The organism is Ochrobactrum sp. BTU1 (assembly GCA_018798825.1).
In the GTDB taxonomy this organism is placed as follows: Bacteria; Pseudomonadota; Alphaproteobacteria; order Rhizobiales; family Rhizobiaceae; genus Brucella.
Map to the genome: position 1 here is coordinate 1,017,624 of CP076354.1, position 23,743 is coordinate 1,041,366.

Consider the following 23,743-nt stretch of genomic DNA (forward strand, 5'->3'; position numbering starts at 1 on the left):
GTTTTCATGGCGGCTGAAGTCACAGAGATTATTGGGAAGAGCTCATTATTTTCGGTCAGTCGGCTTGTTGACCTTTTCACCATTGATGCGGGCAATATCACCAATAAAGTCGCCTACGCCGGGACGTTTTTCAGCATTGAACGGGAAGGGGCGTACAACATCCATCGCTGCAATCCCGATACGCGCAGTCATTAGGCCATTGACCACGCCTTCACCCAGTTTTGCCGAAAGACGCGATGCCAGACCATGACCTATCAGCTGCTGGATAACGCTATCTCCCATAGCAATCGTTCCGGTAACGGCCAAATGCGCTACGACACGTCGCGCAAGCTTGAGAAAGCCCAATGTGCCGGGACGGCCACCATAGAGCTGTGACAAGCGGCGTATAAGGCGCGCAGATTCAAAGATCACATAGCCAATATCGACAAGAGCCCGCGGGCTGATAGCTGTTACGATGGAAACACGCTTGGAAGCATTGAGAATGAGTGCGCGTGCCTCGCGATCAAGTGGTTTCAGAATTTCCGTTTCGGCAAGACGAATAAGATTACGGCCATCGATGATTTCATCGGTCAGTCCATCAAGCATCTGACGGCCGCGAGCGGTTTCCGGCAAGCCGGCCGCTATTGTCCGTAATTCATCGACCGCCTTTCGCGCAGCGGCCATATCATCACGTTCCGCTGCATCGGCTGCGTCTTTGCGCAAATGTTGAACAGAGGCGAGCCGTCTTAATGCGATCAGCTCGCGCACGATGATGGCGATGAAAGAAGCAAGCGCAATCATTGCAACGCCAAGCGCCGTCCAGCCGAGCCAGTCTGCGCGCGTAAAAAGCGCCTGAATGAGATCTTCGGTCCAGATGCCGATCGCAAATGAAACAAGGATGCCCAACGCACCAAACAATATTTTGCTCAACGACCATCGCCGGCGAGGCGGAGCTTCAAATGAAGGGTCCAGAACTTCCAGCTCAGCAGCCTCTTCATCCGTCAGTGCGAAGACATCGACCTCGGGAATGACCTTCTCAAGATCGGTAACCGCACGCGGGCGGCGTGGCGCATCATTCGGTGCTCCAGAGGGCGAAATCGTATCCGTCGGCTTTTGAACGGTAAATGCTGCGGGTTTGCGTGGAGGCTGTTCACTCATGCCAGACGATCCCCGATTAGAAACTGCAATGCACGATCAAGCCGAATATGCGGCAACGAAAGCGTTATGCCTTCCGCCGTGCGCTCTAGCCGCGGAGGCCGGAAACGAACAAATCGAATGGCTGGTTCATCACTCGAAATCGATGGTTCGAATATTACATTAGGATTTTTTGGTAAATCACCGGGGAATATAGCTGTTTCTGTTTCACCGTCGAATATTTCAGCGTCGATGCGCTCGCCTTTTAGCGGTGTCCCGATAATGACAGGCAAGGTATCCTTGCCTTCCTTTACTGTCGCCTCACGCGTGGCGCGGACAGCCGCCATAGCCAATACGTCGATATCGGCACCCGAAAAATCAGCGCGTTCAATCGCCCGCTCAACAAGACGGCGAACGATTGCCTGCAACCGGTCATGGCTTTCATGGTGAAGATGATCGGCCTTTGTAGCAGCAACCAGAATGCGTCCTATGCGCCGCTGAATGAGCCCGGTCAGCAGATTTGCCCGCCCCGGACGGAAACAGGAGAGAATATCGGTCAGCGCCCGCTCAAGATCAGCAACCACAGCGCCACCGGCATTCATGGCCTGCATGGCATCGATGAGGATAATCTGTCGATCAAGCCGCGCGATATGTTCCCGAAAAAATGGTTTGATCACATGCGTCTTATAGGCCTCATAGCGGCGCTCCATCATTGCGGCCAGACTGCCGGTTTTAAAATCGTCAGGTTTTAGGTCGGGCAGAGGGGCAAAAGTAAGCGCTGGCGAACCTTCAAGATCGCCAGGCATCAAAAAGCGCCCCGGAGGTAGGGTGGAGAGCGCACGCTCATCAGCTTTGCCTGCACGCAGATAGGCAGTGAAGCTTTTGGCCAGCCGTTGCGCTGTCAGCTCATCTGCGTTTTCAGAGGGAACAATTGCTTTTGCTTCATTAATCCAAGCTTGAGCAAGATCGATATGCGTCGGCTCATGAGCCAGAGCGAAGGAGTCTGCACTGAACTCACTATAGGTTTTGCCCAACAAGGGCAGATCAAGCAGCCATTCGCCGGGATAGTCGACAATATCCACCGAAAGTCGCCCCGGTGACAGCCAGCGCCCCCAGGCAGAAGCTGTTTCATATTCGATTGTCAGACGGAGCTGTGAAATGGCGCGCGTAGAATCTGGCCAGATACGTTCATCAAGCAGTGCCGAAAGATGCTCTTCATATTGAAAACGCGGAACTGCATCATCGGGCTGCGGCTCAAGCATGGAACGCGAGATGCGTCCCGATTTGTAAGCTTCAAACAGGGGCAGGCGACCGCCATGCACCATATTATGCACCAGAGCCGTGATGAAAACCGTTTTACCAGCGCGAGAAAGCCCTGTTACCCCCAATCTCAGCGACGGAGACATCAAGCCTGTGGCTCGGTCTGTCAGCGTGTCGAGCGCGATCCTTGCTTCATCGCCGAAACTGGTCAGTTTTGCCAATTGTTTCCTCGTGAGAATTACGTCCTGTCACAGCCATAGATAGGAATTCATGAGCCGTATCAACAAGGAGACTGCAGATAGAATGATGAAGCGTCTTAACGCGGCAAAGGAAAACTTTCCAGAAAACCACGATCACGCGCGATTTCCGATAGCGGCCCATCGAAGGTTATTGTCGCAAGAGCAGCGGTAGGAAAGCCAGCTTCAAGACGCGAAAGGCTCGAAGGTTCACCGTCGCCACATAGCGCCAAAGCCAAATCTTCTATGCTGGGATTATGTCCAACAAGCATGAGTTGATCGGAGGCGGCATTGTTCTTGATGGCCTTCATGTATTCACCTGCACCACCGCTATAGATTGTTTCATCGATAACGGTTTCAACATCAATACCAAGCCGCTCAATAAGCCCAAATGCCGTTTCGCGTGTCCGACAGGAGGCGGAGAGCACAACCCTGTCAGGCAAAATACCAGACATCTTCATAGCTTGTGCCAACTGGTCCAGTGAGGAAATACCTTCCTCATCCAGCGGCCTGTCGAAGTCTTTCATCGCGGGCTTGGCCCAAATTGCCTTGGCATGACGGAGTAGAAAAAGGCGACTCATGAAAGGCTCCAAACAACATTTTGAGGCTTCTGAAGCGTAATCCATGCCACAATTTCTGCAAGATTGCTCCCACCACCTGCAGTTTCAGACGATTTTTCGACGAACACTCACAATATACACAGGTAGTTTTGCTGCAATAATGGGCAAAAACGAGAGCATAGGCTATGCTAATTCGGCAATTATATTTCTTAAGCAGCAACCGATCTAAAATATTGAAGTTTTTTACGAAAACAAAATTGAATTAATTATCTGTGTTTTAAAAAATGCTTATTTTTTCATCAAAATCACACAATTTTGATGAATTAAAAAGTAGTGAGACGCGTGTGTTTGATGTTGTGTCCTTGTTGCGATCGACTTATATAACCGCTCGCGTCTCCTAGATGTGGGGTGATTCAGAATGAGTGAATTGATCGACCTTGACTATAGGCCCACTGAAGACGAGCCGTTCATGAATGAACGGCAGAAGTCTTACTTCCGTGCAAAACTTGTTGCATGGAAGAATGATATTCTGCGCGAAGCGCGCGAAACATTAGAAGCGCTGCAGCAGGAAAATGCAAATCACCCGGACCTGGCGGATAGGGCATCCTCCGAAACGGATCGGGCAATTGAACTTCGCGCTCGCGACAGACAGCGCAAACTGATTTCCAAAATCGATGCAGCTCTCGGCCGTATTGACGAGGGGACCTATGGTTTTTGTGAGGAGACCGGCGATCCTATCAGTTTAAAACGACTTGATGCACGACCAATCGCAACGCTTTCTATTGAAGCACAAGAGCGCCACGAGCGCCGCGAAAAGGTCTATCGCGACGATTGATCTTCATCCAGTCGAATAAGAAATTTCAAGGCTGCGGTTTACCGCAGCCTTTTTTATTGGTTGGTTCTACTGCTGAAAAGAAAACTCACCAGTTTATTCGACGGAATGTCGTCATTCTTGAACCTAGCTCGGATGCCATCAATTAAGGCGCCAGCAGTGCTAACTGCTTTCCGATTTTACTTTTCATCATCGCTCACTTGTCAGCCCTTATCCGTTCAATCTCTTCGGGAGAAAATACGGATTAATCCGCCAACTGCGCTTCGATTACTGAATAATGCACGTCCCCGGCCAATCTCGGCATGATCGATTAGCGCAGCCAGTAACGACAGCCGTAAATGCGATTAGGCAAATAACAATTGTTATTCTTTTCATATATGTTGCCCCGCAAAATTCTCGTCGCTCCAACACAGATTTATATCAGGGATACGTGTAGATCGCCGGTGCTGAAAGCCGCATACGTTTTGAATAATACCAAGAGACCGAAGACGGACCATCACAAAGCCTAAAACGACAAGCGTTCCCGCTAAGCCAGTTCTACCTTGCAAACTCTCAACATAGATACCACTCGCGATCAAAGTCGCCACTCGTGCTTAACCAAAAACTCCTGAGTCGTGCTCAGGAGTTTGGTATTATCCGCAAATCAGAATTTGCGTGTTTCGTCCTTGGTCAGTTCACCAAGCAGCTTTTCCATTTCATCCTCGATATCGTCACTTGGCTTGCCGCCGTTCGGCGAAATATCGAGAGATCCTAGAAGTTCTTCTTCAAAAATATCGACTTCCAGCATTTCCGGCTCTTTGTTGCCAGATGCGGCAGACGTATCGGTTTCGAGATCTGCCATGATCGCGTCATGCAGTGCTCCGCCCAGATCTTCGAGACCGTCATCTGTTTCTGGTTCTTGATCAGAAACAACAGCTACAGGTTCCAATTTCGGGGCCGCGGGCGTGAAATCAGGCGCTGATGAGGTTGTGACTGCAGGGCTCTGGAGAATGTCGCCAATCTCTGGTGCCGGGGTTTTCACGCTTGGCGCCACTTCACGCTCAGGCGTCACGCTACCAAGATCAGCTGCAGCAACCGTTGCTGCTGCGGCCGCACTGGCACCAAGACCTGATGTCGAACTCAAAACACCGCGCGAAACCTGGCTAAGCGGATAGGCAGGATGCAAACGCGGTGCCTGCGGCTGCTCTGCCGGGCGTGCAGCAGGAAGAACGGTGCGTGGCTGTGGAGGATAGTTCGGGGCCGGGCGGGGCGGCTGCTGAGGACGGGCTGGAGCAACCGGCGTTTCAGCAACCTTTGGCGCCTGAGGCGTTACTGGAGGCACAGGAGGGCGCGGAGGCGCACGGAATTGCGGCGCTTCGGGTGCAGCCTGTTGCACAGGCGTTTCACGGACTGGCTCGGGCTTGCGTTGAACAGACGTATCAATTGGAGAATTGAGCTGAATGGCTTCGTCTTTTTGAATCGTCTGCTGGCTCTGCTGGGAAAGGGCCGGGCGCTCGCTTACCTCAGTTGTGATGCTGGCTTCGTGCTGGCGAAAACGTTCGATATGTTCCGGTTCGATACGTGACGCTTGCGACCGTGCGTTGGCGCGCGATTCCATAACGATGTTCTGTTCAACAACGACATCTGTCGGACCCCCGATGAGTAGGAGGTGTTCAACATCGTCGCGACGAATAAGAACGAGTTTACGACGGCTGTCGACCGCCGCTGCATCCATCACTGAAAGTCTTGGCTGGCGTCCTGTTCGACCGTTCGTGGCAAAAGTCCCGCCGCCAAAGCGACGGATAATACTAAGAACAACGAAAATTCCGCCAAGAATGATCGCAAAAATAAGGATAAAGCCGACAATATTTGCGGCACTTTCTCCAACAAGACCGCTGAGCCATTCCTTCATGCGGGTAACCCTCTCATACTAAAAACGAATAATGTCCAGTCGATGAAGCCACACTTCCCCGCGCTCCATCTACCGCGACAACACATATCTCGCAGAACACTAGTTCAATTTGCCTGACTTGGGAATGTTCCATCAATTTACGAGAAACATATGATCCCCAGCCAAAACAGTGCAAAACACATTGGTTCATGCTGTTTTGAGGTCGGGATGCTTGTGCTGTCAGGCAATTAACGCATTCTGCGAATCGGATATACCCTGCAATATGCGTCAAAATCTGGCACAAGACATAAAGCAGGGAACGTGATTGGTTTTGCTTGATGAATAAGATAGCGCTTGAGCTGGAAGAAACGGCGAACGGACGGTTTATCGTCCATGCAGTTCAGCCAAATAGCATGAAAGGGCAGTGGGCCTGATGTCGCGACAGACGGACAATAATTATCCGAAACCGCTCGTCATGCCGAAGCGTGGCTCAAGTGCAGCTCTGCGGCTTTTGATTATCGGCGTCGTGTTGACGGTCGCAGCGCTCGTCTATTTTGTATTCCGCGACCAGCTTGGTGATGGCTTCGCCATCATACTCATGGGCATTTTGTCCATGATCGGCGTTTTCTATCTCTTTGGCGCAGCAACTGGGCTCATCCATTTCAGCCAGCGGCATGGTGAGCAGGATCTCGCACACACTTTCATGGATACGTTGCCTGAAGGCACCGTTATTTCGGATGCTCGCGGCCAGATCGTTTATGCAAACCACGCCTATGCGGGCATGACTGGTATTGCGAGCGCTGATGGTATCCGGTCACTTGATAATATTCTGACCAGTGAGCCAGCCGCCTCAGACGCTATTTATCGCCTCACAAATGCAGTTCGCGACGGTCATTCGGCGCAGGAAGAAGTACGCATTTCCGGCGGCCTCTCGCGTGAAGGTCAAAGTTCGGCGGCGCCCGTCTGGTATCGGATCAAGGCGCGCCCGGTCGATGGCGGACAGGACTTTAAGGGACAACTCGTCGCCTGGCAGATTGCAGATATTTCCGATGAACGCGCCGAACAGGAGCGCTTTTTTCAGGAACTGCAGGAAGCGATCAACCACCTTGATCATGCACCAGCAGGCTTTTTCTCGGCTGATCCTTCAGGCCGGATCATCTATCTCAATGCAACGCTCGCCGAATGGCTTGGCGTTGACCTGACACAGTTCTCGCCCGGCTCGCTTACGCTCAATGACATTGTTGCGGGCAGTGGCATGGCATTGATTAAAGCCGTCAAAGCAGAGCCAGGCACCAGCCGTAACACAGTCATCGATCTTGATCTTATCAAGCGCAATGGCCAGAGCCTCGCTGTTCGCTTTTATCACCGCGTTCAGGCCGCTCGTGATGGCACACGAGGCACAAGCCGTACAATCGTGCTGGATCGCGCCGAGGGCGAGGATTCATCGGCAGCATTGCGTTCCGCTGAAGTGCGCTTCACCCGCTTCTTCAATTCGGCTCCAATGGCCATTGCGGCAGTGGATGCTGAAGGTCATACGCTGCGGACCAATGCGCGGTTCCTCGATATTTTCGCCCCTGTGGTTGATCGCGATGCGGTCGATAATCGCGTGAAGCTTGAAAATGTCGTTCATGAACGCGACCGCGAAACCTTCAACAAGGCACTGGCTGCAGCCTTTGCAGGGCAGGCCAGTATCTCGCCTGTCGACACGGTTCTGCCGGGTAATGAAGACCGTCACATTCGCTTCTATATGAGTGCTGTCACCGATCTTGGTGAAACAAGCGAAGAAGCGGCGATCATTTCTGCTGTCGAAACCACCGAGCAGAAAGCGCTAGAAAATCAGATGGCGCAGAGCCAGAAGATGCAAGCTGTCGGTCAGCTTGCTGGCGGTATCGCGCACGACTTCAACAATGTGCTGACCGCGATCATCATGTCTTCGGATTTGCTACTGAGCAACTACCGCGCATCCGATCCGTCCTTCCCCGACATCATGAACATCAAACAGAATGCCAATCGTGCGGCCTCGCTCGTGCGGCAGTTGCTTGCGTTCTCGCGCCGTCAGACGCTCCGCCCGGAGGTTCTCGATCTTACAGACGTTCTGGCCGATCTGCGTATGCTTCTGGCGCGTCTTGTCGGCAAGGATATTGGCCTCAAGATCGAACACGGACGCGATGTATGGCCTGTTAAGGCCGATCTTGGCCAGTTCGAACAGGTTGCCGTCAATCTCGCTGTAAACGCCCGTGACGCAATGCCGGAGGGCGGCGAGATCACACTGCGCACACGCAATGTCAAAGCAAACGAAGCAGCAAAGCTCAACTATCGTGATCTGCCTGAAGCCGACTATGTAGTCTTTGAAGTTGAAGACACCGGCACGGGTATCCCAGCCGATGTGCTCGAAAAAATCTTCGAGCCATTCTTCACGACAAAGGAAGTCGGCAAGGGCACCGGTCTTGGCCTCTCGATGGTCTATGGCATCATCAAGCAGACCGGCGGTTTCATCTATTGCGATTCCGAGGTTGGAAAAGGCACGACGTTCAAAATCTTCCTGCCACGCCATATTGAAGAGAAGGGCGCAGATAATGCACCCGTGGCCGTCAAGGAAAAGAAGGTCGAAAAGGCTGCCGATCTTTCCGGTTCCGCAACGGTGCTTCTCGTTGAAGACGAGGATGCTGTGCGCATGGGCGGCGTGCGTGCGCTGCAATCGCGCGGCTATACCGTACACGAAGCAGCATCCGGTGTCGAAGCGCTCGAGGTGCTTGAAGAGCTGAACGGTCAGGTCGACATCGTCGTCTCCGACGTTGTGATGCCGGAAATGGACGGACCGACTCTGTTGCGCGAATTGCGCAAGACTCATCCAGACATCAAGTTCATCTTTGTTTCGGGTTATGCAGAAGACGCTTTTGCACGCAATCTGCCAGCAGATGCCAAGTTTGGTTTCCTGCCAAAACCATTCTCTCTCAAACAGTTAGCAACTGCTGTTAAAGAAATGCTGGAGAAAGAAGATTGATGCGTGAGTGCGGTGCAGACAGCGATGCGTGAGCGCGTGATTGCGATTTTCGGTGGCGGACCAGCAGGACTGTTCGCCGCCGAGCATTTGTCTGCGCTTGGATATTCGGTCACAATTTACGAGCAGATGCCGACGGTTGGACGCAAGTTTCTTCTGGCGGGAAAATCCGGTCTCAACATCACCCATTCAGAAGATTTTGCGCAATTTGCCCAGCGCTATGGTGCGAGCAATGATCGCCTCTGGCCTGCATTGCAGCAATTCACACCGCAGAATTTGCGCGACTGGGCGGATGCGCTCGGCGCTGAAACCTTTGTGGGTTCTTCAGGACGCGTGTTCCCCAAGGTCATGAAAGCATCACCACTTCTTCGCGCATGGGTGCGAAAACTGGAAGCGCAGGATGTCAAAATACTGACCCGTCATAAATGGATCGGATTCCAATCCGGAAAGCCACTCATTGAATCTCCGGCGGGTATCGAGCCCATATCCTGCGATGCAGCATTGTTCGCGTTTGGTGGCGCAAGCTGGCCCAAGTTAGGCTCCAATAGTGCATGGCTTGAACCTTTCACCGAGCAGGGTATTCAGATTGCTCCTATGCGTCCGGCCAATTGCGGCTTTGATGTCAGCTGGAGCGAACTCTTTGCAGAACGTTTTGCGGGAGAACCGCTCAAGTCGGTAACGATCTCCAGCAAGGCTGGTGTAACGCAGGGCGAATTCGTCATCACGCGTGGCGGCGTGGAAGGCAGTCTTGTCTATGCACATTCAGCTGCTTTGCGTGATGACCTTGAACGCGATGGCCATGCCAACCTTATTCTCGATCTGGCACCGGGCCGTACGCTTGAACGATTGACACTTGATCTTTCGCGTCAGGATAAGAAGCTAAGTATTAGTAATCTCTTGCGAAAGGGTGCGGGCCTTACCGGTGTAAAGGCCGCACTTGTGCTCGAGTTTCAGCGCGAAAAAGACCCCGCCAAACTGGCGCAAACCATCAAGGCACTGGAAGTTCCGCTCCTTCGTCCACGCCCCATTCAGGAAGCTATATCTTCCGCAGGCGGCATAGAATGGAGCGAAATCGATGAGCATTATATGCTCACAAAGCTACCCGGCGTGTTTGTCGCTGGTGAAATGATTGACTGGGAAGCACCTACAGGCGGCTATCTTCTCACCGCATGTTTTGCGATTGCGAAGGCCGCAGCAGAAGGCATGGATTACTGGCTCTCGAGAGGCAGTTAGACGCCTCACTATTCAGGCTCATGGGAGGGAATATGATACGCTTTTTGAAAATTGCCGGTTCCATTGTCCTCTTAATCCTGTTGGGTGTCGTTTTGTGGCTCGGCTTTCGGCCACCGGAGCTTCTCAAAGTCGGCACCGGCTATGCCGCAAAGATCGTCTGCTCCAATGTATTTCTGGCAAACCGCAACCCGCAGGAGGTTCTGGCGCTTGATGTGCAGGCGCCGGGCCACCCGCTTTTAAAATTTGTCGATGTGTCAGTCGATAACGGAAGTGAAACAGTCACTGCGCATATCTTTGGCTTTTTCGCGCCAAGCAAAGCTGTCTATCGTCCGGGCCTTGGCTGCGCCAACGTACATGATGAAGATCTGCGTCCTCAACTGACGATGCCCATGGATGCAGCCGCTCTCATAGCAGACATCAATATCAACCCGGCCGTTCAAAACATCATCGAAACCCCAGCATTGGCAGGCCCCGGTATGCGAGCCGTGGCTGTGCTGAAAGACGGCCAGATCATAGCCGAAACCTATGCGCAGGGCTTTGATGCCGATACGCCTCTCTTGGGCTGGTCCATGACGAAATCCGTTATGGCAACGCTGATTGGTATGCGCATTTCGGAAGCCAAAATGGACCTGCAGCGCGACCATCTTCTGCCAGAGTGGGAAGGTGACGACCGCTCGAAGATCAAGCTTGCCGATCTTCTTGGGATGCAAAGCGGCCTTAAATTCGATGAAGACTATGGCAATGTCACAGACGTTACCCGTATGCTTTTCCTCGAAAACAACATGACCGAATTTACAGCTTCCCTGCCACTGGAAGCGCAGCCCGGCACCAAATTCAACTATTCGAGCGGCACGGCCAATATCCTGTCAAAGCTCTATATGGAAAGCTTCGACACGCCTGAAGAAGCATTTACCTACGCACAGAAAGTGCTCTTTGAACCATTGGGCATTGCAAGCGCCAAGCTGGAAGCAGATGCGAGCGGCATATTCGTCGGCTCATCTTATCTTTATGCCAATGCGCGCGACTGGCTCTCCATCGCCCGCCTTCTGCTCGATAAGGGTAAGGTCGGCGACAAGCAGCTCTTGAGCGAGGATTTTGTACGTCTGATGCAGACGCCAGCCACAGCATCGCAGGGGCGTTACGGATCAGCTCAGACATGGCTGCAAAGTGCTGGCATTCAAGCGGGTACAGAAGGCATCCCGGCGGACGCCTTCTGGATGTCGGGCCATGATGGTCAGAGCCTGATCATTGTACCTTCGATGAACCTGGCCATTATTCGCCTTGGTCTTACACCGTCGCGCACGGGTTACAAGGTTCCCGAACTTCAGACCGCTATCATCAAGGCTTTGCAGTGACGGCAGGCAAATCCGCAAGGCTGAGCTTGCGGAAATCACCGCCGCTTGGATTCTGGAACGGATAGAGGCCGAATTCCGGCATCACTGCATAGAGATGGTCGAAAATATCGGACTGGATCTGTTCATAAGACGCCCAGACGGTCGTATTGGTAAAGCAGTAGATTTCGAGCGGCAAACCATCCGGTGTCGGGTCCATCTGGCGCACAAGAAGCGTCATGCCCTTGTGAACGCCAGGATGGTTTCGCAAATAGGTTTCCACATAGGCGCGGAACGTTCCTATATTGGTGAAGCGGCGCGTATTGACCGGGTTCTTTGCCTTGTCGCCAAGCTTTGCATTCCAGTCGGCGATTTCCTTTTCCTTCTTTGAAAGATAGCCTGTGAGCTGATCGATTGAAGCAAGGCTCTGGAGTTCATTTTCGTTCAGAAAGCGGATTGTCGCCTGATCGATAAACAGCGCACGTTTAATGCGTCGGCCACCGGATTGCTGCATTCCGCGATAATTTTTCATTGGCTCGGTGATGAGCTTGCGGATCGGAATCGTGGTGATTGTCTTATCGAAATTCTGCACCTTGACCGTATAAAGCGCGATCTCGACCACATCGCCATTCGCGTCGAGATTTTTCATCTCGATCCAGTCGCCAACGCGAACCATGTTCGATGAAGCAATCTGCATACTGGCAACGAGCGAGAGCAGTGTATCCTGAAACACCAGAATAAGAACCGCGGCCATGGCACCCACACCAGACAGCAGGATCACAGGTGATCGATCAAGAAGCGTCGCGATGATCAACACGATCGCGATAATGTAGATTACGAGCTTGCTGACCTGAATATAACCTTTGATCGGGCGATCTTTGGACTCTTCGCGGCGGCTGTAAAGCGTATCAACCACGCTCAGAACAGCGCTTACCGTGAAAGCCAGTGTCAGAATAATGAATGCCGTCGCTACATTGCTGATTACGGTCAGTGCCGTCTGTGGCAGTTCAGGTACAGCTGCGATGCCCGACGAAATAATCAACGCCGGAACGATATTAGCCAGATGGCCAATCACGCCATTTTGCTTGAGTTCTTCATCCTGACCAAATGCCGTCCGTTGAACGATCCTGTCGAGAACCTTCAGTAGTATCGCTTTGATAAGGAAGTTTGCGACAAACGCCGCAAGAAAAAGACCGCCAAGGGATGCAACCGTTTGCGCCCAGGGATGGGCAATAAAGAATTCCGACAATAGACTTTCCCGAATAAACTAAGCCAAATGATCTGGTGATTGTGAAACACTGGTACGTGGATGAGTTTCTGAAATCAACCTTCGAGCCTCATTTCAAATAAAAGCCCCGGCCAAAGGCCAGGACTTTTACCATACAGGACACAAGGATTTCAGAGTTACTGCGCGGGGGCAGGTGTGGCTGGTGCGGGTGCTGGGTCAGCTGCTGGCGTATCTGCGGCCGGCGCATTGGTTTCGCCAGTCGCTGTTTTATCAGCAACACCGTCCGCAAAGAGGGCGGATCGATCAAAAGCCGGAGCTTCTGTCAGCTGTTCCTTTGAAGCCTTGATGACAAGCCACTTTTTACCATCACTACGCGTTGCAAGCTGAAGCTGATCCGGGCTTACCGCGACATCCTTTTCACCGACGCCAAGGAAACCACCGACGCCGATCACGGCTGCTTCAATCTCACCTTCCGGACTTGCAATCAGATCGTTCAACTTACCGACTGAGGCTGCGTCAGGTGCATCACTCTCATAAACACTCTGTCCGATGAAGCTCGAAACGAGCATCTGGCCATCCTTGGCTTCCATAAAGCCAACCTGATCGGCATTTTCCGCTGGCGGGCTGCCAAACATATTCTGGGACGAAACCGGCATTTCCGGTGCTGCGGCGGGCGCATCTGTGGGGGCGGGTGTCGCAGTCTGCGCGAAGGCTGTGCCACCAATAAACAATGCACACGTCGTTGTCAGAAGTGCTGTTCTAAGCATAATTATCTCCTTTATACGCTCGGTTGCATTAGTTGAACGTAGAGAAGACAATTGAGTTCCAATATTTTTAATTTTCTTCTTAGAAAGAACGCTGACTAATTTAACCAATATCCGGCTAATAATCTCTAATATAAAATAAGACAGGCCGGAAAAATCCGGCCTGTCTTTTATATCATCTCTAATCTTTAAAGTATTTCCAGCAAATGTTCGTATCGGTTTTGCGTAGAATAATAAGAATAGACGAATAATTAGAGCGTTACCTATGATTCAATCAAAACAGGTAGCGCTCTAAAGATCAGCTGCAGCCGCTTGTCGCGCCGCAGGTGTCGCACTTAAGGCAGGTGCCATTGCGAACCATCGTGAAGTTCTGACACTCCGTGCAGCTGTCGCCGGTATAGCCCTGCATCATCGACTTGATGCGACGGTCAGCTTCAAGCTTCTTCGCAGCATTAGCAGTTTCTGCACGGGCAGATGCCGCATCAGACGCCGCCTTATCCGAGAACAGTTCAGTCGCAGCAACATTGTCCTGCTGTGGCGCTGCTGCTGGCTGCTCTTCAAACTCGCGCTTGAATGCAGTTGCACCATCCGTCACGAGACCGACAGTCGCCGGGCGAGGAGACGAAGACTTGAGTGTCGTTACATTCGAAACCGATGGAGACGTTTGTGCCGACCCCTTGGATTCGTTACCCGAAGGGCTGTTTGAAACCAGCGTTGGCTTGTAGCCACGGGTCCAGCCAGTGGAAACGAGGTTGGTCTTGCCTTCCTTGATGCCCTTACCGAGTGCCGTGTTGGAGAAATCGCTCGTATCAACATGAGCGAGATCGTTGCGGCCAAGGTAAGACACTGCCAGTTCGCGGAATACATAGTCGATGATCGACGTTGCCGTCTTGATGGCATCGTTGCCGATAACCATGCCTGCAGGCTCGAACTTCGTGAAGGTGAAAGCCTCGACATATTCTTCGAGCGGCACACCATATTGCAGGCCGAGCGACACAGCGATGGCGAAGTTGTTCATCATCGCACGGAAAGCAGCGCCTTCCTTGTGCATATCGATGAAGATTTCGCCGAGACGACCATCACCAAATTCACCAGTGCGCAGGTAAACCTTGTGGCCACCAACGACTGCCTTCTGCGTGTAACCCTGACGACGGTTCGGCAGTTTTTCGCGCTCGTGAACGATCTTTTCAATGACCTTCTCGACAACGCGTTCAGTAATCTGAACGGCGCGCGCTGCAGCAGGTGCTTCGATCAGCGCTTCGACTGCATCATCTTCGTCTTCATCGTCAGAGATGAGCGACGCATTGAGCGGCTGCGAAAGCTTGGAACCATCGCGATAAAGTGCATTCGCCTTGAGGGCCAGCTTCCAGGAAAGGAGGTAAGCGCTCTTGCAATCTTCAACCGTTGCTTCGTTCGGCATGTTGATCGTCTTGGAGATCGCACCCGAAATAAACGGCTGGGCAGCGGCCATCATGCGGATGTGGCTGTCGACCGAGAGGTAACGCTTGCCGATCTTGCCGCAAGGATTGGCGCAATCGAACACTGCGTAATGCTCTTCCTTCAGGAAAGGCGCACCTTCAAGGGTCATTGCACCGCAAACGTGAACGTTGGCTGCTTCGATGTCCTTCTTGGCAAAGCCAAGTGCTGGCAGCATTTCAAACGAGAAGTCGTTGAGCTGCTCATCGGTAAGCTTCAACACGTCCTTGCAGAAATCTTCGCCCAGCGTCCACTTGTTGAAAGCAAACTTGATGTCGAATGCGCTCTTCAGAGCAGCATTCAGCGCTTCAATCTTCTCATCGGTAAAGCCCTTCGACTTCAGCGATGATGGATTGACGCCTGGAGCCTGATTGATGTTGCCGTGACCGACTGCATAAGCTTCGATCTCAGCGATCTGGCTTTCAGCGTAACCAAGTGTGCGAAGCGCTTCAGGAACTGCGCGGTTGATGATCTTGAAGTAACCACCGCCGGCAAGCTTCTTGAACTTTACCAGCGCGAAATCTGGTTCGATACCGGTTGTGTCGCAATCCATGACAAGGCCGATCGTGCCGGTTGGCGCGATAACGGTTGCCTGCGCATTGCGGTAGCCGTGCTTTTCACCAAGCTCCAGTGCCTTGTCCCATGCAGCGCGTGCGTGGGTAATCATGTCCTGATCTGGGCAATCCTCAGCAATCAGTGCAACCGGATTGACGGCAAGGCCTTCGTAACCTTCGGTTTCGCCATGAGCGGCGCGACGATGGTTGCGGATAACGCGCAGCATATGCTCAGCGTTTGGCTCATAGCTTGGGAACGCGCCAAGTTCATGCGCCATTTCAGCTGACGTGGCATAGGCAACACCGGTCATGATCGCGGTGAGGGCGCCGCCGATGGCGCGACCTTCATCGGAGTCATAAGGAATACCATTGGTCATCAGCAGGCCGCCAATATTGGCATAGCCGAGGCCGAGCGTACGGTATTCGTAGGAGAGACGAGCAATTTCCTTCGAAGGGAACTGCGCCATCATCACCGAGATTTCGAGAACCATCGTCCACAGACGAGCAGTATGCTCATATGCGTTAATGTCGAACGAGCCGTCCTTATTGCGATAGGTCAGCAGGTTGATCGATGCCAAATTACAAGCCGTGTCATCAAGGAACATGTATTCCGAGCACGGATTGGACGCACGGATTGGGCCTGCGGTCGGGCAGGTGTGCCAATCATTCATCGTGGTGTTGAAGTGCAGGCCCGGATCGGCCGAAGCCCAGGCAGCATAACCAATCTTTTCCCAAAGATCGCGCGCCTTGAGCGTCTTCATGACGCGACCATCGCGGCGTGCAGTCAGGTTCCATTCGCCATCTTCTTCAACGGCGCGCAGGAATTCATCCTTGAGCGATACCGAATTGTTCGAATTCTGACCTGCGACTGTCAGATAGGCTTCCGAATCCCAGTCGGTGTCATAGGTCTTGAACTGAATGTCCGTGTAGCCCTGACGTGCGAACTGGATAACACGCTTGATGTAGTTTTCAGGAACCTGATTCTTCTTGGCAGCACGAACTTCGCGCTTGAGGGCAGGGTTCTTTGATGGATCGAAGCAATCATCCCGGGTTTCTGCCGAGCCGGCTTCGCAATTGACGCAAGCCTTCATGATGGCAGCCAGATGCTGCTTGACGATCTTGGAACCGGTTACGAGAGCAGCAACCTTCTGCTCTTCCTTTACCTTCCAGTCGATATATTCTTCGATATCCGGATGATCGACGTCGACGACAACCATCTTGGCCGCGCGACGGGTCGTGCCGCCGGACTTGATCGCACCCGCTGCACGGTCGCCGATCTTGAGGAAGCTCATCAGACCTGACGACTTGCCGCCGCCCGAAAGCTTTTCACCTTCGCCACGCAGATAGGAGAAATTCGAGCCGGTGCCCGAGCCGTATTTAAAAAGTCGTGCTTCACGAACCCAGAGATCCATGATGCCGCCTTCATTGACGAGATCATCGCCAACGGACTGAATGAAGCAGGCATGTGGCTGCGGATGTTCGTAAGCGGACTTTGATTTCGTCAGCTTGCCGGTCTGCCAGTCAACATAGAAGTGGCCCTGACCAGGACCGTCGATACCATAGGCCCAATGCAGGCCGGTGTTGAACCATTGCGGGCTGTTTGGCGCCACGCGCTGCGTCGCCAGCATGTAAGCGAGTTCATCGCGGAAAGCACTCGCATCTTCTTCCGTATCGAAGTAGCCACCCTTCCAGCCCCAATAGGTCCAGGTGCCGGCGAGACGATCAAAAACCTGACGCGCATCCATTTCGGAGCCGAAGCGCTCACCTTCAGGGAGCTTCGCAAGCTTGTCTTCGTCCGCTACCGAACGCCAAAGCCAGGAAGGAACGTCGTTTTCCTCAACCTTCTTGAGATTGGCGGGAACGCCAGCCTTGCGGAAATACTTCTGCGCGAGAATATCAGCAGCAACCTGGCTGAACTGCGCAGGAACATGGATGTTCTCAAGGCGGAACACCACAGAGCCATCGGGATTCTTGATCTCGCTGGTCGCTGTGCGGAACTCAATATCGGCATAGGCCGACTGATTCTCTTTCGTGAAACGGCGTTCGATCTTCATCTGTCCCATCCAAACGTTCTATATATAGTGGCCAGACCGATAAATTTCAGCCTCGGCCTGCCAGCCACGGTACGCATCGCGTCGATTTGTTTCGAACGTCCTCCCAACAGGTGAGAGGGCAATCGTATTGAGAAGCGAACTCCTCGGAAATTCATCTGGCCAAACATCCTCATGAGAGGCGTATCAGCGCTCCGGCCAGTGGCCGAACTTATTCGAAGTCGAGCAAGCTTTCAGATCAGGATTTCCCCATCTGGTATGTTACCATGATTGAAAATACTAAATCTAGTATTAATGCGACGCCGCCATCAATGAATCCAGCTTTCCGTCACACCTAGTCGGCCTGAGTTTCAGACGCAAAAAACCCCGCGCGATACACGTCTTTTCGACGCAACGCCCGCTAGGAATTCAACTAGTTTGAAGAAAAGACCGACTAAATTGACTACGCTCGGCCACGCCACTCACGCAACGACAGGCTCATAAAAAACGACTCGGACATGAGCGTCAAGCATTGGTTTACCATAAGGCCGCAGACGCTAGATATTGTGGGAAAGCTCTGGGGGCAAATGTGGATAACGGGGAGAATGACGGTTATGTGAAAGACAAAAAATTTAGCCGGAAAAACAAAATACAGAACACCGGACACCGCAAAAGCCATTCACGACTGATGCATGACGGTTCAAAAATCGTTTATAAGCAGAAGGTTACTCGGCAGCAATCGCGATAGGCGAGTCGCCAAAGTCGAGAAGAATGCGTTTCAGGTCGACTTCATCCACACGCGCAGCAGCTTCACGGGGTGAGACCCATTCACAAACGCGCTGTTCGCGTTCCGGCCAATCTTTCGCGCGTTCGACAAAGTGCAACGCATAGACTGCAACCGTAAACTGGTTGATGCACTCAGGTGGCAGGTCATTTTTGCAGTAATCAAAGCTGCCGATTGGCTGAGACGATATCTCACCGCGAACGCCAGCTTCTTCATAAGCTTCACGAGCGGCAGTATCTGCAAGCGTGCGACCGACCTGCGGCCATCCCTTTGGGATAATCCAGCGACCCGTTCCACGACTGGTGATCACAAGTATCTGCAATTCATGAGCTTCATAGCGGTACACCAGTGCCGCAACTTGTTGCAAACGACCAGAAGGCGTCAAAATACGCTTCTCTGTCGCAACAAATTTTTTGGCCTGTGTTTTCACCGCGAAAGTCCCACCATTTTCCAAACAGAATGGATTGATTCGCCAAAATGACAATGGATTTGTTTAACAGGGCCTCAGAATAAGAAGCTGAAAATGCTTTTATTTTTAAGGTTTTGCTGAAATTAGCAGCCACATCGCTTTAACTCAAAAGCTTGGTGACATGCCTCCATCTCATTTCGGCTGACTTTCAATATAGTGCGATTGCGGCGAATTTACCACCGCAATCGTCTTTCATTTATTTTCGTTTATCCGCGTTTTCCGCCAGCGATCGGTTCCTGATATGTGAAGCCCATATCCCATGGGAAGTAGATCCAGGTGTCCTGAGAGACTTCCGTTACGAATGTATCGACCAGCGGACGGCCTTTTGGCTTTGCATAAACAGTTGCAAAATGTGCCTTTGGCATCATTTCACGAACGATGGCTGCAGTTTTGCCAGTATCGGTCAGATCATCGACCACGATTACGCCTTCGCCGCCATTTTCGAGAAGCGGAGCGCTAATTCCTTTCAGAATTTCCATTTCGCCCTGCGATGTATAATCGTGATAGGACGCAACGCAGACCGTTTCGATGAGGCGGATGCCGAGTTCACGGCAAACAATGGCCGCAGGAACCAGACCACCACGGGTGATTGCAACGATGGCACGCCATTCGCGGTCCATATCTGCAATACGCCAGGCAAGCGCGCGGGCATCACGGTGGAACTGATCCCAGGAAACGGGAAAGGCTTTATCGGGCAACGACATCGAAACGCTCCATGGAGGGTCCGGTCGAGATATGCCGGACCTATCAAACCAAAAATGCGCTATGACGGGTGCCATTCGCGCTGAACTGTTTAGGCTTTCTTTATTCGCGCACAGTGAAGTTTTCACATGCAGCACAATGCAGAAAGGCTTTATCCCGGCACAGTCAGCGCCGGGTGATGCTGATAACCGCAAAAATGCCTATTGTGCAAGAGCAGCGTGAGATCGCACGCCTATAGATCGCTAAATTAGAAGCAAAAAAATGATACGCCGATCAAAATCGGCGTATCAAGCAACTGTTCAGAGCATTTCCAGCAAAAGTGCGAGGCGGTCTTGCGTGGGATAATGCGATAAAACAAAAAAGACCGTTCCAATGATTCAGTATTACAGCATTTCCAGCAAAAGTGTGAAGCGGTTTTGCGTCGGATAATGCGTAAAAACAAACAGTTACAGCGGTTCTAACGATTCATTCTTAACTGGAACCGCTGTAACTGGAACCGCTCTAACGCGAGAAAAGCGTGAGGATAGGGAGGTCATTGAGCATGGCGCGGGTAACACCGCCGAAAACCAGCTCACGGAGCCTTGAGTGGCTATAGGCGCCCATGACCAACAGGTCGGCACGCTGCGCTATGATGTGTTCTCGCAAGACATCCTGCGCATAACGATTATGAGATGCCAGTGGCGTTACGCTTACGGCAAGTCCATGACGAGAAATGGATTCAGCAAGATCGCTACCTGCAAGTGCTTCATCCTCACCTTCGCGCTCAGGCGGATCAATCCAGACAATTTCAGTTCGGCTTGCATTCCTCATCAAAGGAAGCGCGTCGAAAGTGGCGCGTGCCGCCTCGCGTTTGCCATTAAATGCCACAACAATGCGGTCCAACGCTTCCATTGCAATAACGGGTGTGTGCGGAACGAGAAGAACCGGGCAGCTGGAATTAAACACCAGCGTATCCGCCGTTTCGTCATTAGTTGCCGCATCTTCAGGATCTGGCTGCCCAGCCACAAGAAGTTCCGCACCAAGACAGGATGTGAGAACACCATCAGCTGCCGTTCCGGTTTCCGAACGGGTTATGCGGAACTCATGATTTGCACCCTGACGGCGCATTTCCTCCTCAAAGCGTTCTTGTAGCCTCTCGGAGATTTCCTTGTGCTGCTTGTCGTGCAGCTCAAACATGCCCGGATCGATAAATCCGTTCGGGTCCGCATACACAATAGGAGAGGGAATAGAGTAAAGTCCGATGACGTGAATGTCGGGAAACTTTCGCATCAAAAGCCCAACTGCAGACAGAACCCGCTTCAACTCGGCTTCACTGCGGGAATAGGCTACCACCGTCTTGTAGGACATATCAGATCTCCTTCCGGCTATACTTCTATTTTAGCATATAATGCGATTGCGCGAGCAGGCAAAACCACCCGATTTCAAGCGGCTCCCTGATTTTGCAACGTTGTAATCATCGCTTCGATTGCAGCAACAGCAATATCGATCTTGGCGACATCACTGCCGCGCACCACCAGTTCCGTACTGAACCGGCCATTTTCAAACTTCGGATAAGACCCGATGATCGTTTCAGGATTCTCTTTCTGGATCGCGGTGAGCGGTGCTCCAATGACGCCTTCACCAAACGGGCAGCGCACGGCCTTCGACAAAAGCTTGCGGCCAGTTTTCAAGGTTGGGAGAACATTGTCGAGCATCGCCTGAAACACAGACGGCACGCCAGCCATCACATAGACATTGCCGATATGAAAGCCGGGCGCAGCGGATACCGGATTGTCGATATGTTCCGAGCCCTGCGGCATACGCGCCATGCGCTTGCGTGAGTCCGTAAACTCCAGATCACGCTTGGCGTAATTGTCGCCCAGCAGCTTCATCGCCTTTTCATCATAAATGCATGGCACTTCAAAAGCGCGTGATACGGCGTCTGCAGTGATGTCATCATGGGTTGGACCGATGCCGCCGGAGGTGAATACATAGTCATAGCCCGGCCGCAACGCATTGAGTGCAGAAACGATCGAATCTTCGTCGTCAGGCACAATCCGGACCTCTTTGAGATCAATGCCGGCAGTTGTCAAAACATCAGCTAAATGGCCGATATTCTTGTCTTTCGTTCGTCCTGAGAGAAGTTCATCGCCGATGGCAAGCATTGCAGCCGTAACGGCCTGCTGCGGGGTATTCGTCATGCCCAGACTCCATTCTGTGTATGCACAGTTAATCCCCGGCAGAAGAATGCTGCAACTGGTTTTCTGTGTTTTTCAAACTGGAGACCCCGCATGCGACTGATTGTTTTCACTATAACTTTCATTCTCCGAAATCGTTGCGGGTAATTTGTTGAATATTTTCGGCGGCACTCTCGCGACAATTTCCACTGTCATTAAATCCAGTTGTTAAAACGCTGGAAACAGCTTGAATTTGCTTCACAAATCATGACATAGAATTCCTCAGCTGCGGTCGTGGCGAAATTGGTATACGCAACGGACTTAAAATCCTGTCCGGGGCTTTTTTAATACCCTCACTCTTACGCTAGCGTAATGATATCGCTTGATAATCCTTCATTTTTCACCTTGCTCGTAACAAGCGTTACGCAAGCGTAAGGATTATGTGACCAAAACCCTGTGACCTCGTGTCCAAACCCACAATTCGGAGACCTCAAATGCTCGCCTTTATCGGGGCCGTGACGGTCGCTCTCGTCCTCATTTTGGGTGCCTACACAGCAGCCAAACACATCTTCAAAACAGCAAAAGGAAATACCAATGAACGCTAAGCTTATCGCACTCGGTGCTGCCGCTCTCGTCGCCGCTTCGGCCTCTTTCGGTTCGTTCTATGTCGTTGATCAGGGTGAACGTGGCGTGGTCGTTCGCAACGGCTCGATCACAGCTGTGAAGGAAAGTGGCCTCGGCTTTAAGATGCCATTTGTTGACAGCGTTTCGATCATCGACATCCGCTCGAAGGCCAAGACGTACACTGACGTGACCGCGATCAGTTCTGACCAGCAGGTCGCCACCTTGGCGCTCTCCTTCAATTACTCGATCCCGGGCGATAAGGCCGCTCTGGTCTACTCCGAGTACGGCAGCGAGGAGAACCTCTTGAGCCGTCTGGTTGAACGTCAGCTGATGGCACAGGTTCGCAATGTCTTTGGTCGGTACAACGCTCATCGCTCGGTGACCGAACGCGCTCAGCTCAACGCTGACATCCAGCTGGCCCTTCAGCAGTCCGTCGATGGTCCTGTCACGATTGAAACCGTGCAGATTGAGAACGTGGCTTTCTCGGAAGCATACAACGACAAGATCGAAGAGCGCATGAGCGCCGAGATTGAAGTCCAGAAGCTGAAGCAGAACGCTGAGCGTGAGAAGGTTCAAGCGCAGATCACAGTCACGAAGGCAGAAGCTCAAGCTGGAGCAATCCGCGCAACAGCTCAGGCTCAGGCAGACGCTGTGCGACTTCAGGGTGAAGCCGAAGCTGCCGCTATCAAGGCCAAGGGTGCCGCCTTGCGGGACAACCCTACGCTCATCGACCTGACCGCAGCTGAGAAATGGAATGGTTCGCTCCCGACGACCATGGTTCCCGGCTCAGCAACACCTTTCGTCAACGTGAAGTGAGGCACCCATGCGCAACCACGGTAAAGTCATCGGCCCTTCAATAGCCGACAATAAGAGCCTCCTGACGAAGCTCATCCAGCAGGAGCCGATGCTGTTCGGCGCTGAGGCGAAGTTTGCTGAAAAGCAAGGGGGTCCTTTAACGGACCTCGCTTTGTTGGCTCTGGAGAACATCGGAGTAGACCGAACAGACCTTCTGGTTGACACACGGTCACACATGCTGAAGCCCGGATGGTTCCCTGCGATCCCCGGCTGGCACTGCGATGAGATGCCTAGAGGAGACGATGGACAGCCCGACATCGACCTCCTTCCAGAAAATGATTTGCGCCCACGTCATTATCTAATCGTTTTGGACGCCGGGACCGAGGCTATGACGCATTTCCTGTCCGGCAAATGCCGAAATTACATGGCGCTCGATGACGGTCTTATTGAACATGATAAGGCGCTACAGCGAGGTGAAGAAAGCACAGTCTGGGGACAATGTGACAGCATAATCCGCAAGTCTGTTGATCCTGAGTTTATCGAGAGGTCGCTTTCCGGTCACCTTTACGAGTTCGGTCAGTTCGACTTTCACACGGCGACTTCAGCCAAGCTTGACGGATGGCGTTGGTTCTTCCGGGCAACGACGAAATCGAAACGTCCGGTTGCAAACGAAATCCGAAGGCAAGTTCAGGTTTACCTCGGCAACGAGAACGGAGGCTGGTGAA

17 protein-coding genes are annotated in these 23,743 nt (G+C 52.4%); 6 read left to right on the forward strand and 11 right to left on the reverse strand.

Translation table 11 applies throughout. The features are described from left to right. Positions 1 to 45 precede the first annotated feature (45 nt). From KMS41_04885 to KMS41_04895, 3 genes are all read right to left on the reverse strand, one after another. Complete coding sequence (locus tag KMS41_04885) at positions 46 to 1,137, reverse strand: TIGR01620 family protein (protein QWK78570.1); 1,092 nt, start codon at positions 1,135 to 1,137, stop codon at positions 46 to 48. After that, on the reverse strand, positions 1,134 to 2,594 hold the full coding sequence (locus KMS41_04890) for a YcjX family protein (GenBank protein QWK78571.1): 1,461 nt from the start codon (positions 2,592 to 2,594) through the stop codon (positions 1,134 to 1,136). Before KMS41_04890 ends, KMS41_04885 begins: the two co-directional genes overlap by 4 nt. 95 nt (positions 2,595 to 2,689) lie before the next feature. Next, the gene (locus tag KMS41_04895) at positions 2,690 to 3,190 is read right to left on the reverse strand and encodes a histidine phosphatase family protein (protein QWK78572.1); all 501 of its coding nucleotides are present in this window, start codon (positions 3,188 to 3,190) and stop codon (positions 2,690 to 2,692) included. 397 nt (positions 3,191 to 3,587) lie between these two features. On the opposite strand from KMS41_04895, the gene dksA reads away from it, so the two are divergent. After that, complete coding sequence (gene dksA / locus KMS41_04900) at positions 3,588 to 4,004, forward strand: RNA polymerase-binding protein DksA (GenBank protein QWK78573.1); 417 nt, start codon at positions 3,588 to 3,590, stop codon at positions 4,002 to 4,004. A 640-nt stretch (positions 4,005 to 4,644) separates the two neighbouring features. On the opposite strand, the gene KMS41_04905 is transcribed toward dksA, so the two are convergent. Then, a complete protein-coding gene (locus KMS41_04905; protein QWK78574.1) occupies positions 4,645 to 5,892 on the reverse strand; it encodes a flagellar biosynthetic protein FliO in 1,248 nt (415 codons plus the stop codon). 412 nt (positions 5,893 to 6,304) lie between these two features. On the opposite strand from KMS41_04905, the gene KMS41_04910 reads away from it, so the two are divergent. From KMS41_04910 to KMS41_04920, 3 genes are read left to right on the forward strand one after another with little or no spacing between them, the layout of a single operon-like run. Next, positions 6,305 to 8,875, forward strand: a complete 2,571-nt coding sequence (locus tag KMS41_04910) for a response regulator (GenBank protein ID QWK78575.1) — start codon at positions 6,305 to 6,307, stop codon at positions 8,873 to 8,875. A gap of 24 nt (positions 8,876 to 8,899) precedes the next feature. Next, positions 8,900 to 10,105: a TIGR03862 family flavoprotein gene (locus KMS41_04915; GenBank protein ID QWK78779.1), complete on the forward strand. Its 1,206-nt coding sequence runs from the start codon at positions 8,900 to 8,902 to the stop codon at positions 10,103 to 10,105. A 32-nt stretch (positions 10,106 to 10,137) separates the two neighbouring features. Further along, a complete protein-coding gene (locus KMS41_04920) occupies positions 10,138 to 11,460 on the forward strand; it encodes a beta-lactamase family protein (protein ID QWK78576.1) in 1,323 nt (440 codons plus the stop codon). On the opposite strand, the gene KMS41_04925 is transcribed toward KMS41_04920, so the two are convergent. From KMS41_04925 to KMS41_04955, 7 genes are all read right to left on the reverse strand, one after another. Further along, positions 11,444 to 12,685: a mechanosensitive ion channel family protein gene (locus KMS41_04925; GenBank protein ID QWK78577.1), complete on the reverse strand. Its 1,242-nt coding sequence runs from the start codon at positions 12,683 to 12,685 to the stop codon at positions 11,444 to 11,446. The genes KMS41_04920 and KMS41_04925 overlap by 17 nt on opposite strands. Positions 12,686 to 12,840: 155 nt before the next feature. Then, positions 12,841 to 13,431 (reverse strand): PRC-barrel domain-containing protein, encoded by a 591-nt coding sequence (locus tag KMS41_04930; protein ID QWK78578.1) that lies wholly within the window; start codon positions 13,429 to 13,431, stop codon positions 12,841 to 12,843. A 295-nt stretch (positions 13,432 to 13,726) separates the two neighbouring features. Next, positions 13,727 to 17,512: a vitamin B12-dependent ribonucleotide reductase gene (locus tag KMS41_04935; protein ID QWK78579.1), complete on the reverse strand. Its 3,786-nt coding sequence runs from the start codon at positions 17,510 to 17,512 to the stop codon at positions 13,727 to 13,729. Between the two features lie 701 nt (positions 17,513 to 18,213). Beyond that, positions 18,214 to 18,702 (reverse strand): NUDIX hydrolase, encoded by a 489-nt coding sequence (locus KMS41_04940; protein ID QWK78580.1) that lies wholly within the window; start codon positions 18,700 to 18,702, stop codon positions 18,214 to 18,216. Between the two features lie 245 nt (positions 18,703 to 18,947). Next, the gene (gene gpt / locus KMS41_04945) at positions 18,948 to 19,445 is read right to left on the reverse strand and encodes a xanthine phosphoribosyltransferase (protein ID QWK78581.1); all 498 of its coding nucleotides are present in this window, start codon (positions 19,443 to 19,445) and stop codon (positions 18,948 to 18,950) included. A 499-nt stretch (positions 19,446 to 19,944) separates the two neighbouring features. Further along, positions 19,945 to 20,790 carry a universal stress protein gene (locus KMS41_04950; GenBank protein QWK78582.1) on the reverse strand — a complete coding sequence of 282 codons (846 nt, stop codon included), beginning with the start codon at positions 20,788 to 20,790 and terminating at the stop codon, positions 19,945 to 19,947. Between the two features lie 74 nt (positions 20,791 to 20,864). Further along, entirely contained in the window at positions 20,865 to 21,623 is a 759-nt protein-coding gene (locus tag KMS41_04955) for a competence/damage-inducible protein A (protein QWK78583.1), read from the reverse strand. Between the two features lie 570 nt (positions 21,624 to 22,193). Between KMS41_04955 and KMS41_04960 the strand changes: the two genes are divergently transcribed. Next, positions 22,194 to 23,039: a prohibitin family protein gene (locus tag KMS41_04960; protein ID QWK78584.1), complete on the forward strand. Its 846-nt coding sequence runs from the start codon at positions 22,194 to 22,196 to the stop codon at positions 23,037 to 23,039. A 7-nt stretch (positions 23,040 to 23,046) separates the two neighbouring features. Further along, positions 23,047 to 23,742 (forward strand): hypothetical protein, encoded by a 696-nt coding sequence (locus KMS41_04965; protein QWK78585.1) that lies wholly within the window; start codon positions 23,047 to 23,049, stop codon positions 23,740 to 23,742. Position 23,743 lies beyond the last annotated feature (1 nt).

Bases quoted from the DNA above. Each gene is read 5' to 3' on its own strand.
- KMS41_04920 (QWK78576.1), top strand. From the start codon at position 10,138: ATGATACGCTTTTTGAAAATTGCCGGTTCCATTGTCCTCTTAATCCTG.
- KMS41_04895 (QWK78572.1), bottom strand. From the start codon at position 3,190: ATGAGTCGCCTTTTTCTACTCCGTCATGCCAAGGCAATTTGGGCCAAG.
- KMS41_04910 (QWK78575.1), top strand. From the start codon at position 6,305: ATGTCGCGACAGACGGACAATAATTATCCGAAACCGCTCGTCATGCCG.
- KMS41_04950 (QWK78582.1), bottom strand. From the start codon at position 20,790: ATGTCCTACAAGACGGTGGTAGCCTATTCCCGCAGTGAAGCCGAGTTG.
- KMS41_04930 (QWK78578.1), bottom strand. From the start codon at position 13,431: ATGCTTAGAACAGCACTTCTGACAACGACGTGTGCATTGTTTATTGGT.
- KMS41_04955 (QWK78583.1), bottom strand. From the start codon at position 21,623: ATGACGAATACCCCGCAGCAGGCCGTTACGGCTGCAATGCTTGCCATC.
- gpt (QWK78581.1), bottom strand. From the start codon at position 19,445: ATGTCGTTGCCCGATAAAGCCTTTCCCGTTTCCTGGGATCAGTTCCAC.
- KMS41_04935 (QWK78579.1), bottom strand. From the start codon at position 17,512: ATGAAGATCGAACGCCGTTTCACGAAAGAGAATCAGTCGGCCTATGCC.
- KMS41_04885 (QWK78570.1), bottom strand. From the start codon at position 1,137: ATGAGTGAACAGCCTCCACGCAAACCCGCAGCATTTACCGTTCAAAAG.
- KMS41_04915 (QWK78779.1), top strand. From the start codon at position 8,900: ATGCGTGAGCGCGTGATTGCGATTTTCGGTGGCGGACCAGCAGGACTG.
- dksA (QWK78573.1), top strand. From the start codon at position 3,588: ATGAGTGAATTGATCGACCTTGACTATAGGCCCACTGAAGACGAGCCG.
- KMS41_04960 (QWK78584.1), top strand. From the start codon at position 22,194: ATGAACGCTAAGCTTATCGCACTCGGTGCTGCCGCTCTCGTCGCCGCT.
- KMS41_04905 (QWK78574.1), bottom strand. From the start codon at position 5,892: ATGAAGGAATGGCTCAGCGGTCTTGTTGGAGAAAGTGCCGCAAATATT.
- KMS41_04965 (QWK78585.1), top strand. From the start codon at position 23,047: ATGCGCAACCACGGTAAAGTCATCGGCCCTTCAATAGCCGACAATAAG.